This window comes from Bartonella massiliensis (assembly GCF_902150025.1).
In the GTDB taxonomy this organism is placed as follows: domain Bacteria; phylum Pseudomonadota; class Alphaproteobacteria; order Rhizobiales; family Rhizobiaceae; genus Bartonella; species Bartonella massiliensis.
The window spans coordinates 1-12,379 of the sequence record NZ_CABFVS010000019.1 but is presented as its reverse complement, the minus strand read 5'-3'; the positions used below and the strand labels follow the sequence as shown (position 1 = coordinate 12,379).

Below are 12,379 nucleotides of genomic sequence, written 5' to 3'. Positions count from 1 at the left end.
AGTAACTGTATGTGTAAAGTAGTGTGTATGTGTTATGCAAGATCAGATGCTCAATCCGAAGTTTGTTCAGCGTGGGCTCATTTTAGTGTTCATCATTTTATTGTTAGATATTCTTGGTATTGCGATTATTTGTCCTGTTTTGCCTGAATATTTTTCTCAGTTAACTGGAAAAGATGTTAGTACATCTTTTGTAGAAAGAGGAAAATTACTTGCAGTTTATTCAGTGATGCAGTTTTTATTTGCTCCTGTTATTGGCAATCTTTCTGATCGTTATGGTCGTCGTCCTATTTTGCTTGTCTCTATTATCTGCTTTGCTCTTGATAATCTGATATGTGCTATAGCATGGAGCTATTCTATGTTATTTATCGGACGTCTTTTGTCTGGGATAAGTGGTCCTAGTTTTGCAACTTGTACAGCTTATCTTGCTGATATATCAGATGAAAAAAATCGTACACGCAATTTTGGTCTCTTAGGCGTTGCATCCGCATTAGGGTTTATTTTGGGATCGTTTATTGGTGGCTTTTTAGGTCAGTTTGGTCCGCGTATTCCATTTTATTTTGCTGCTGGTTTTTCACTCATTAATTTTATTTTTGCTTGGGTTATGCTGCCTGAAACTCTCTCGTTATGGAATAGACGCTTTTTTAATATTAAACGGGCAAATCCCTTAGGTGCTTTTTGGCAACTGAAGCAATATCCGATGGTTCTTTGGGTGTTGTTGGTCTTTTTTCTTTATTGGTTTGCGGAATCACTATGGCTCAGTGTTTGGGCATTCATTGCAAAAGAACGCTATGATTGGAGTTCGTTTTCCATTGGGCTTTCTTATAGTGTTTTTGGGATAGGCCAGTTTATTGTCGTCGCTCTTATTTTGCCTTATTTTTCTAAACGATGGAGTGATTGGCGTATTGCTATCGTGGGGCTTTTGTTTGCATCCGTTGCTATGCTGGGGTATACCTTTGCGACAAAGGGGTGGATGGTTTATATGGTTTGTGTGTGTACAATGCTTGAATATCTTGTTCATGCACCTATTCGTGCTATTGCTTCAGCGCAGGTGCCGACAAATGTACAAGGAGAGCTGCAAGGAGCTATGACATCTGTTCTTTCATTGAGTTTAATATTTGGTTCGGTTTTTTATGTTTTTCTCTTTGAATGTTTTACAGATAAAAATGCACTGTTTTATTTTTCTGGTGCTCCTTTTGTTGGAGGCTTTTTGCTTCTTGTTGTTGCAACGGTTATTTTTACCTTGCGGGTACGTTAATTTGTTGAACGGGGCTGGTAAAAATATTTTGCTAGAGAATGCACAAAGAATTATCATTTGATAGGCAGAAAGTTTTTTGTGATGTTGTCATGCTTGTCAATCAATATTCACACCGAACGCAACTGTCATGTTTAAGACAAAGATTATAGATGGTCCAATGCAATCTAAGCAGTCCTCGTTGTTATATGCTTGATGAGAGAAAGCGTATTGCGGATCTCTGTTTATATAATCTCTAAAACAGGAAGATAATCTAATTGGGGGAGAATATGAAGTTTTAAAGGTAAAAACCAATCACTCGCTTTACCATTTTCTTTCAATTTAGCTTTATGGTTTTCAAAAGCATCGGGAGCAATATTTTTTAAATAATGAAAATTATGCATTGCCTCACGTTTTTGTTTGTTGTGTTCTTTAATGGGGGTATCCCTTATGAATATAAGAACACCATTGCATATTCATGGGCTTGCTTTTAAAAGACATCTTTGAAAGTAGGTCAAGCCCATTTCAAGACATCATCCGTGAATGGTATAACGATAAAGCCCCATCAATTATAAATATTGAGCTCCTCCATCTTTACGCTGGTGAAATGCTGGCACTATCACGCTATCTACCAGCCCCCAATGTTGCGACAGCTCTTGACCCTTGATATGATTGTATACTTTACTCCTTTTATAAAAATAGTTTTTTATCGACATATTATTTGACTTGGCGTGTGTAAGCTTATGATTTTGATTGATACAATCCTAAAAGGAGAGGTCTGAGAATGAGCAGGAGGAGAGCAAAAAAATTTTACGCTATATCGAGCATTCTCATTTAAATTACAAAATATAGTACTTATTCCATAAGTTGTCGGTAACAGTATTGTTATGTGTAGGAAAACGATCTTCTTCGAAGAAGAGAAGCAAGAAGGTGAGGTATTTTGTCTTAAGATATTTTTTTATAATTCATAATGAGATCAGAAAAATGCTCAAAGAGGTAGTAGCTATCTTGTGGTCCAGGAGAAGCTTCAGGGTGATATTGAACAGAAAAAACAGGTTTTCCAATGATTCGAATACCACAGTTTGAACCATCAAAGAGAGAAATATGTGTTTCTTGAACATATTTTGGTAAAGAGGTTGCATCGACAGCAAAACCATGATTCATTGATACAATCTCAACTTTTCCAGTGTTAAGGTCTTTAACGGGGTGGTTGGCGCCATGATGTCCTTGGTGCATTTTTACGGTTTTTGCGCCAACTGCCAGAGCAAGAAGTTGATGACCAAGACATATTCCAAAAATCGGTAAATTATGATCAATCAATGTGTTGATTGTTGGGAGTGCATATTGAGCTGTTGCTGCGGGATCGCCGGGGCCATTGGAAAGAAAAACCCCATCAGGATTCATGGCCAAGATTTCTTTTGCCGTTGTGTGAGCCGGCACAACAGTAATGCGTGCTTTTTGCGTCGCTATAAGACGAAGAATGTTGCGTTTAATACCATAGTCAATGGCAACGATATGAAGATTGTGCACATTGTTTGTGCCATACCCTTTATTCCAACGCCATGGTTCTTCATCCCATTGCATTGGTGATTGAGAGGTTACTTCTTTCGTAAGGTCAAGATTAACAAGACCATGCCATTTTTGTGCACGTTTTTTTAAAGAAGAAATATCAAAATTTCCATCAGAATCATGCGCAATAACAGCATTTTGTGCACCTTTCTCACGAATAAGAATTGTGAGTGCACGTGTATCAATACCACAAAGTGCAATAATTTTACGCATTTTAAGCCATTGATGAAAGTTTTCATTGGCACGATAATTTGAGGGATGAGTGATATCTGCCTTGAAAATAGCGCCAACAGCACTGTGATGGTTAAGAGGGGTAAGTGCTTCAATATCTTCACTATTGGTCCCTACATTTCCTATATGAGGAAAAGTAAAATTAACGATTTGTTGTGTGTATGATGGATCTGTGAGGATTTCTTCATAGCCGGTGATGGCGGTATTAAAACACACTTCAGCTTCAGCAATACCCGTCGCACCTGCTCCTTTACCTTCAATGACGGTTCCATCCGCTAAGACTAAAAGGGCTGTAGGTTTGCTGATACTCCAAGGGCTGTGAGATGAAATCGTCTGTATCATAGTGTGTATCCACAATTTATTTTCTGAAAGGCATCATGTTATTTTCTGAAAAGTATAATGATCAACTTTACAAAAAAATCATACCTCTAACAGATGCTGTGTCTATTATTCTAGTCATGTTCTGCTTAAATTAGAAAGTATAAGGTCATTCCATAAAGAGGTAAAGTCTTGTTTTTATTTTTTCATAAGATTGCATTCTTAATTATTTTTTATTCTGCATTGCAAGATGGATAAAGATTGGTTAAAAGGCGCTTTCTGCTTAAACAAAATTGGATAAGTTTATGTTGCGTGACCAGATTGATGGGGCTCTTAAGGCTGCTTTGAAAGCGCAAGATAGTGTGCGTCTTGCTACACTTCGTTTAATGAATGCTGCAGTTAGGGATCGTGATATTCTTTATTTTGATGAAGGCAAGTTAGAAGTAGATGATCAGCAGATACAGTCTGTTTTCACAAAAATGCTTCAACAGCGTGAAGCTTTAATGCGTGTGTATAAAGAGTCTGGTTGCTTGGAATTAGCAGAGAGAGAACAAGCAGAAATAGAAGTTATTCGTGAATTTCTTCCCTATCAGCTTAAAGAGACGGAAGTAGAAGATGTTATTTGTGAAGCTTTAGCACAAACAAAAGCTGAAAAATTACGTGATATCGGTAAGGTGATGGCATGGCTTAAGGAACGGTATGCGGGGCAAATGAATTTTTCTAAAGTGTGCAATAGTCTTCGTAAAAAATTGCAATAGATCTTAATCAATTTAAAGGAATTAGGAAATATTTTATTGTTTAAGGACTTTATCTGTCCGTAGAATATTGGTCAGTGGTATTGATCTTGTACATAAAGCTCTTATTAAAAAAATATTCCTTTGAAATGAACAAACTTTTTTTATCTTATATTTTTCTGTTCTTTAACGCTATTACATCATTAAAAAATAAAAAGATTATAGTTTTTTACTGTGAAGAAGATTTATTGTCTTCAATGTTAAAAATAAAAAAATAGGATGATGAGAAAAAGCAAATTCATCCAAATTTCAAAATTTTTGTAGGCGTGTATTGTTGTTTTTTTGATGATGCAAAGCGTTTATTTGATAAAGAGTTACTCTTGTTTTCCAAGAGTGGTGATTATTTGGCAAGAAGATTTAATCTGGATGATTTTATCAATATGGCGCGTATTTTCTTAATTCAAGCGCTGGTTTTCATGATTGTGATAAGGAAGGCAGGACTTTAAAACGCTTGTTGTGGGGAACATTTTTAAGCTGAGATGAAAAGATATTTTGAAAAGAAATCCTTGTTTGTAATCTATGTTGGGATGATTTTGAAATTCTTTTTTCTGGTTTAAAGTGTTTATAAGCTATATAAAATCGATAAATTAGGCAGTATAAAATGAGTATTCTCTATTTATGGCGGAGATACGGTGGTGAATCTTTTAAAAATAGCTCAGTTAGTAACAATGGTTTACCGGTTAGCCGCAAACGGGAACGGCGTGCCCATAGCGCACCTTGTTGGCCAATATGAATGTAATCGCGGGTTAGATTGCCACTGTTAAATAAATAGTGTCCTAGGGGAACAGTTCCTAAATGCATCAAGGCTTGATTGTGGTGAAGGGTTTCTTGTGGAATGACGGTTCGTCCAAGGAGCCAGGGTTTATTATCTCCCATCAATATGATTTCACGGAGCCAATAACGCGTACTTTCGGGAAGGTGTTCTGCTTCTTCTTTTAATTTATCTCGCGTAATAAAACATTCGCGTTGTGGTTGAACTTGGAGACAAGTGCAGTATTTTTTTAATCGAAGTGTCATCGAGCCTGTTTCCATGAGCCAATCGCGAATATTTTCTGGTACAGGAGGATTTTGGTCAAGGAGCCATTTTAGAGGTGGTAAGATGGAATCTTCAAGGTCAGACATCATTTTACTCCGCATCTAAAATTCTATTTCGTATGTTATGCTGAGTGAGCTAAAGAGATGGTTCTATTGTAATACAAGCGTATAAAAGCAGCAAGATTTTAACAGGAAAAATATTAAAGGAAAAATTGAACCAAAGATCTTTAAAGAAAATCTTTAAAAGAAAATATGCGGAAAGTCCAGTATAGGATCATTTTCATTTAAAGGCGAAAATAATGTATGCGTTATTTAAAGCGTTTTCATACAATATATAATAGAATTTTCTTGATAATACGGGGGAATGGATAAAGTATTTTGTGCTTTAACATTCGTTTGTAATGCATAGGAAAAAGAGAGGAAGAATTCATCTATGTAAGACGATATAAAGAGAAAATTTTAAGAGGCGTAAAGTCCTTATTTTATACTTAAAAAAAGTAAAATTATATTGCAAATTGCAAGCTATTTAAAATAGCTTATTTTATTGCAATTGTAGAAATTTATTATATTTATAGAACGCTTAAAATTTATATATATTTATACATATACTATTAGTATGTTTTAAATTAATTTTAAATAATGCATCATTACTTAAATTTTATATTAAATTACTTCAAATATTCTTGAATCGATAAAGAATAACAAATATGGAAAAGAAGCACATATTAAACTTAGAGCGTTTATTTTTTATTTCGCATACGAAAAACATTTTTTTACGCTTACTTCATATCTTTTATCTCTTAAGAATGCAAAAGAACTCTTCGTTTTTTTAGCAAAAATGAGTTTGTTAATGAAGTGTATAGGCTTTAAGTTTATGTGATGGGATTTTTAATCATCATTATTGATTTTTGTAACCTATTGCTCTGATAGCTCAGATGTACTGGATTTGCACATTTGGTGCAAAAACACAGTACAAAAATAAGTTTGTATTTCATTAAAATAATACATACACCCCTCCTGATATACGTAGAGTGTAGATATGGAAGGGTGGATGATCAAGTTTTACTGCTTTTCATTCATAAGATGTATGGTGATCTCTGCTAGAAATTCATAGCTTAATCATCTGATCATCCTATCAAAAATGGTAGCAATGTATTACCCCCGAAATATTTCAAAATATTCCAATTGTTTTATTGAATCCCAAGAGGTGATTGAATAAATAAATGCTCTATGATCGAATCTTTCTTCCTATCCATATAAGAATACAGGCTCCTATAAAACCTGAAATAAGGTAACCCAGCCAACCAGCAAAACTTACGCCTAAAAGACTAAAAAGGAAGCTGGCTAACGCAGCGCCAATAATCCCTAGGATAATATTTAATAATATTCCTGTTTGGCTTTTCATAATATACTGTGCAGCCCAACCTGCAATCCCGCCGATAATAATAGCTGCAATCCAACCGATGTTTGCATTTTCCATGATACTCTCCTTTGCCTGAACTTAGATTGTAACTAGAGTAAACTTTGTAAAGATCAAGGTTTATTCCTTCTTTACTCAGAGGAAAGGATATTTCTGTTAGATATTTTACTTATTTCTTTCCTGTATATTAAAATAATATACATATTTATATTATGTAGAATAAATAATAATATAAATATATATAACAAATTTTATTTCGTAAATAGTTTATTTAATTTGGAAATATGAATCTAAAAAAGTGAATATTGGTAAAAATATTTTAATAGTGTATAAAGTGTATTTATCAACTTTTTAATGCTCTTTCTTTCTCAAGTTTTGAAAAAATAATTATGATTAAAATAATATGTCAAATGGATATTTAAAGATTTTGAGTTTGCTAATTGATATCAATATTGTTTGAAACGAGACTAAAACTATTTTGTTAATCTGTAATAAAATGCTGAATAAGTTCAATCACTAAAAATATTTATATAATAAATGTTTATTGACATAAATCTTGTCATTGCGTGAGGTTTTGCATGGCTTATCGGTATTTTTTTATTATGCCTGCTCCTGTGAAGTGGTGGCTTTTTGACACGGTGAATTGAGGCTAGCACGATCATATTTTTTGTCATCTCCTTATAGATATCTTTCTCAATACGTCTAAGTCTCACTTTACGACGGCGCTCGTGAAGGGGGTAAATTCATTGATTACCTCCATCTTTAGGCTTTATAAAAGAGCAAGCCGGCACCATCGCATACGGGCCACGAATGTGATAACAGTTCTTGGTTTTTAAGACGGTTTATAAGAGGCGTGTTAAGTCTTTTTTTGTATATTGCTCTGTACAGTTTTACTCTACGCAGGATCCCCTGCTTTTGACGTGCAAGCGGATGGTTTTGATTAGATTTAACAGGGAACAGATTTAGAATGAGACAGTCTCACCTTATTCGGGGGGCTCATTCAATGATAAGGAGAATGATAGGGAGTAAGCTATCATTACATCAATATCTTGCTTTATATGGCACACAGTCTTTGCTTTGAAAAGGTGAGGCATTTTTTTCAAGAGCTTTATTCTACTATATGGGCAAATCGTTTGTAGAAGTACAAATAAATGATTTTGAGGCATTCATTATGAATAGATTAAAAATGAAAGCAATTTACGCTCTTGAAGAGAGCTCATTTAAATAATCATAAAATATTTAATTAAACTTATTAAGCAAGGTATTTGAATGTCAAAACCTTATCATGGATGGGATGTATTTTTTGTTTGATTTATTTTTAAAGTTTAAGGTTGTTCTGTCTTTTCTTCAGTAGATTCTTCTTCCGCAGGATTGCGTAGGCGCGAACTTTGCAGAAGTCCCTGTTCTTCTAAAATAGGATAGATCATTGATGTCAACAGAGAGTTAATTTGTTTGAGGTCACGAACAGTATCGAGATGAAGACTGGATGATTCTACATTTTTAAGATCTCCTTCACGCAAGCGTTTGAAATGTTTTAAACTCATCTCTTTTTCTAAGTTTCGTAGCTGATCTTTTTTTTGGACCAATAGATGAGCCGTGTGTGTATCACGGGAGACAAGAACATTAAATGCGATATGCGCATTGGCTAGTACAATGGCATGAAAACGAAGAAGATCCCCCCAGCCTTCACTGCTGAACTTTAATCCTTTTTGTTGTTTCTTTTTAATCAGCATCAGCATATTATGAATAATGATATCGCCTGCTTGGTCTAATTTTATACAGGCGCCTAGAAGTTCCTGCGTTTGAAGAGCTTCTTCATCCGATAATTTTTGTCCTGCTAATCGTGCAAGATAAAGCTTAATGGCGATATGTTTTTTGTCCAATATGGTGTTTAGTTGATTGAGTTCAGCAATAATATTAGGATCAGGCTTTTCATAAAGTCCCATGATTTTTTCGAGCATGATGTCGACAAGATCACAAATATGAATAACCTCACGCATGACATTGGAAAGGGCGAGAGTAGGGCGTTCAAGAACACTCTCATCAAGAGCTGTTTGCTCCGATAAATTGAGCGTTTTATCGGTTTGCGTTTTTCTTGCACTTATCTGAACAATTTGAGTGGTCAATTTTAAAACCCATTTTGAAAGCGGTATTCCAGCAAAGAGAATGAAAACATTAAAAATGATATGGGCATTGATGACTTGAGTAGGGGCGTCGTTGCCAAGCCATGTGATGGGGGGCTGAAAGGTGAGAAATAAGATCAGTACAAGGATTGAGCCAGCGCCACGCATGAGCAAATTTCCTAAGGGAACGAGCCGGGTATTTGGAGAAGCATTGCGTGTTAAAAGGGGGGCGATAAGAGAAGAGCCAAAGTTAACACCAAGAACCATGATAACGCAAAGTTGCGTATGGATAAGATTGTAGTTGGCAAAATTGACCAGCAAAATGATTCCTGCAATGGACGAATGTAAGAGGTAGGTTAAAGCTGCAGCCAATAAAAAAGTGGACACAGGATCGGTTGAAAGGTAACGAATGATGCTTGGCAAAACTTCGCTATCGCGTAAAGGTTCTGTTGCTGTGCTGATCATTTGTAAAGACAAAATTAAAAGACCAATACCAATGACAATACGTCCTATTTGGCGCCATTCACGTTTTTGTGTTGTCATGAAGATACAAGTGCCAATTAAAAGACAAAGGGGGACAACAAGTGTGAGATCATAGGTGAGAATTTTAACAACAAGTGCTGATCCTAATTCTCCTCCACGTACAGCCATAAGCCCTGCTACTCCAGAGACAAAACCAGATTCAACAAAAGAGCCAACGAGAAGCGTTATGGCTGTAGAGCTTTGTAAAATCATCGCTGTAAAAAGTCCAAAACTTACAGCAAACAATGGTTTTGAAATGACGTGCCGCATGTTATATTTAAGCTTGTCGCCATAGGCGCGTTCAATTCCTGTGCGCACCATGCGTGTTGCCCAAAGAAGGAGAGAAATAGCGCCAGCCAGATGGAGGAGTACCAATGAACCATTCATGATACTTGTTCTTTCTTTGTTGTGTATGAGTATGGTTGACTCAAAATTGATCAATTGAAGTTTATTGTTTTTACTTCGCTTTTGTTTTTAATGCTTGATTAAAATCATAACCGCTTGGATTTTGAAAAACCTTTAGACCAAAACTGGGAAGAATAGAATAAAAGTGGTCGAAAATATCACCTTGAATTTGTTCATAGTCTAGCCAAACGGTGGTATTCGTAAAGCAATAGATTTCCAAGGGTAAACCATTTTCTGTAGGAGGGAGTTGTCGTGCCATAAAGGTCATATTGGGATTAATGTTGATATGCTGTTGTAGATAAGCAAAAACATAAGCACGAAAAGTTCCAACGTTGGTTAAACGCCGCGTATTGGCTAAAACATCAGGATTTTTATCTAATTGAGCATTCCATTGATCAATTTCGGCTCTTTTTTGCATGAAATAATTTTCTAATAAATTAAAGCGGGAAAGGTATTTTTGTTCTTCTTCTGTGAGAAAACGGATACTTGATTGATCAATAAAAAGGGAGCGTTTGATGCGTCTGCCACCCGATTCTTGCATTCCACGCCAATTTTTAAAAGGGTCAGTTACAAGTTTACGGATAGGAACTGAGGTGATGGTGTTGTCGAAATTTTGAACTTTAACAGTATGGAGGGCAATTTCAATAACATCACCATCGGCACCGAGATTGGGAATTTCAATCCAATCACCAACACGAACCATATCGGTGGATGAAATTTGAATGCCTGCAACAAGAGAAAGAAGTGTATCTTGAAAAATTAACATGAGAACTGCGGCCATTGCACCAAGACCGGAGAAGAGAATAAGAGGAGAGCGGTCAATTAATGTGGCAACCATTAAAACTGCCGCAATAGCAAAAAGTGCAATTTTAGCAATTTGAATATAGCCTTTTATTGGTTTTAAGCGTGCTGTTGGTCGTTGTTCGTAAAGGATGTTAACGATATTGAGACAAGAAGAAATTGTTAGAACAACAAAAAAGATAATGAAGGCGTTGGCAACATTATTGATGACGGTGCTGAATGCATCGGGCAATGTTGAGATAAAATTAACACCAGTTGAAAGAATAAAGGCTGAAATGATATTCGCTAGGTATTGAATAGCATTTTGAATATCGGTCGTTGTCTTCTTGGGGAGGAAAGAAGAGAGCTTTTTTGCCCCGTGAATAAGTAATTTTCGTCCTACAAAGTTGATTAAAAGGGCAACTATCGTAAGAATAATAAGCCAAGAAATAGTTTCCAACCACGGATATTGAACAATAAATTCGATCACTTTTTCATTCTCCATTTTTAAAATTATAGGCTCTCAAGAGATTAAAATTTTACAACTGCTTAAAAGGAAGTCTTGGAATTATGCTCTAAAGTCGTTAAATATGCAAAAAAGAAATTTTAACCTCTGTGAGAGATAATGCGTTTTCCGCCTGATTTTCTTGATGAACTACGTAGCAGACTCCCAATTTCTACAGTGATTGGCCAACGCGTGGATTTTGATCCTCGAAAAAGTAAGCCTTCACGGGGAGATTTTTGGTGTTGTTGTCCATTTCATGGTGAGAAAACACCTAGTTTTCATTGTGATGATCATAAAGGGCGCTATTATTGTTTTGGTTGTGGGGTAAGCGGTGATATTTTTACCTTCTTGTGCGAGCTTGATGGATTACACTTTTCAGAAAGTGTTGAACGTTTGGCTGATTTTGCAGGAATGAAATTACCCATTTTGGATCCACAAAGTCATCAACGTCAAATGGAAAAAGCTGACCTTTATGATGTCATGAAAATTGCTACAGATTTTTTTCAACATCATTTACATGATAAAGAAGGTGCGCAAGCACGTCGTTATCTGGAGGCACGTGGTGTTACGCAAAAGCTCATAGAGCGTTTTCAAATTGGTTTTGCACCGGCAAGGCGTACAGCTTTGAAAGAAGCTTTAATCGCTCGGGGGGTTTCAATAAAGCAAATGGAAGAATGTGGACTTCTCACAGTCCATGAGGAGAGTGTAGATTCTTATGACCGATTTAGAAATCGCATTATGTTTCCTATCGAAGATTTGCGCGGACGTGTAGTGGCTTTTGGAGGACGTACGTTAGAGAAAGAGATACGCGCAAAATATCTCAATAGCCCTGAAACGGTGCTATTTCATAAAGGAAATATACTTTATAATGCGGCAGCGGCTCGTAAAAATAGTCGCTTTGTTGGCGATGAAAAAAATCATTCACTGCTTGTTGTCGAGGGGTATATGGACGTCATTGCCTTGACTAAAGCCGGTTTTGAAGGAGTCGTCGCGCCTTTAGGGACAGCATTAACGGAAGCGCAAATTGAGCTTTTATGGCAGATGGGCAAGGAGCCTATTTTGTGTTTTGATGGCGATGATGCTGGTTTAAAGGCTGCTTTTCGTGTTGCTGATCGAGTATTGCCTCTTTTAAAAGTTGGGGTTTGTGTGCGCTTTGTTTTGTTGCCAGAGGGAAAAGATCCCGATGAAATTGTTTGTGATGGTGGTGCACAGCTTTTTTCTTCTTTTTTACAAAAAGCAATTCCTTTGATTGAGCTTTTATGGTGGCGGGCTACCTATGGAAAGCATTTTGAAACTCCAGAAACACGAGCAACACTCGAAAAACAACTCAAACAACAAATTTTTACGATTAAGGATGAAGATGTCCGTCGTTATTATTTGCAAGATATAAAACAACGCCTTTTTGATTTTTTTCGTCCCTCTTTTTCGAAAAAAAAGAGAGGAGGG

The 12,379-nt window shown here is 36.1% G+C and carries 10 protein-coding genes; 4 read left to right on the top strand and 6 right to left on the bottom strand.

The features are described 5' to 3' along the window. Nucleotides 1-34 precede the first annotated feature (34 nt). Complete coding sequence (locus tag FNZ60_RS04915) at nt 35-1,255, top strand: MFS transporter (RefSeq protein ID WP_142416560.1); 1,221 nt, start codon at nt 35-37, stop codon at nt 1,253-1,255. A gap of 221 nt (nt 1,256-1,476) precedes the next feature. On the opposite strand, the gene FNZ60_RS09685 is transcribed toward FNZ60_RS04915, so the two are convergent. Next, entirely contained in the window at nt 1,477-1,635 is a 159-nt protein-coding gene (locus FNZ60_RS09685) for a hypothetical protein (protein ID WP_185913481.1), read from the bottom strand. Nucleotides 1,636-1,709: 74 nt separating this feature from the next. Between FNZ60_RS09685 and FNZ60_RS04910 the strand changes: the two genes are divergently transcribed. Then, nucleotides 1,710-1,898 carry a hypothetical protein gene (locus FNZ60_RS04910; RefSeq protein ID WP_142416559.1) on the top strand — a complete coding sequence of 63 codons (189 nt, stop codon included), beginning with the start codon at nt 1,710-1,712 and terminating at the stop codon, nt 1,896-1,898. 278 nt (nt 1,899-2,176) lie between these two features. On the opposite strand, the gene carA is transcribed toward FNZ60_RS04910, so the two are convergent. Further along, complete coding sequence (gene carA / locus FNZ60_RS04905; protein ID WP_142416558.1) at nt 2,177-3,373, bottom strand: glutamine-hydrolyzing carbamoyl-phosphate synthase small subunit; 1,197 nt, start codon at nt 3,371-3,373, stop codon at nt 2,177-2,179. Between the two features lie 281 nt (nt 3,374-3,654). Here carA and FNZ60_RS04900 point away from each other — a divergent pair, with 281 nt between their 5' ends. Continuing rightward, entirely contained in the window at nt 3,655-4,107 is a 453-nt protein-coding gene (locus FNZ60_RS04900) for a GatB/YqeY domain-containing protein (protein ID WP_142416557.1), read from the top strand. A gap of 648 nt (nt 4,108-4,755) precedes the next feature. Here FNZ60_RS04900 and ubiC read toward each other — a convergent pair. The 4 genes from ubiC to FNZ60_RS04880 form a co-directional block, all read right to left on the bottom strand. Further along, complete coding sequence (ubiC, locus tag FNZ60_RS04895; protein WP_142416556.1) at nt 4,756-5,268, bottom strand: chorismate lyase; 513 nt, start codon at nt 5,266-5,268, stop codon at nt 4,756-4,758. 1,138 nt (nt 5,269-6,406) lie between these two features. Then, the gene (locus FNZ60_RS04890) at nt 6,407-6,658 is read right to left on the bottom strand and encodes a GlsB/YeaQ/YmgE family stress response membrane protein (protein ID WP_012232083.1); all 252 of its coding nucleotides are present in this window, start codon (nt 6,656-6,658) and stop codon (nt 6,407-6,409) included. A gap of 1,265 nt (nt 6,659-7,923) precedes the next feature. Beyond that, nucleotides 7,924-9,630 carry a Na/Pi cotransporter family protein gene (locus FNZ60_RS04885; RefSeq protein WP_142416555.1) on the bottom strand — a complete coding sequence of 569 codons (1,707 nt, stop codon included), beginning with the start codon at nt 9,628-9,630 and terminating at the stop codon, nt 7,924-7,926. A 70-nt stretch (nt 9,631-9,700) separates the two neighbouring features. Then, nucleotides 9,701-10,918 carry a mechanosensitive ion channel family protein gene (locus tag FNZ60_RS04880; protein WP_142416554.1) on the bottom strand — a complete coding sequence of 406 codons (1,218 nt, stop codon included), beginning with the start codon at nt 10,916-10,918 and terminating at the stop codon, nt 9,701-9,703. Nucleotides 10,919-11,053: 135 nt separating this feature from the next. Between FNZ60_RS04880 and dnaG the strand changes: the two genes are divergently transcribed. Continuing rightward, nucleotides 11,054-12,379 (top strand): DNA primase (gene dnaG / locus FNZ60_RS04875; protein ID WP_142416553.1); only part of this gene is annotated, 1,326 nt, incomplete at its 3' end.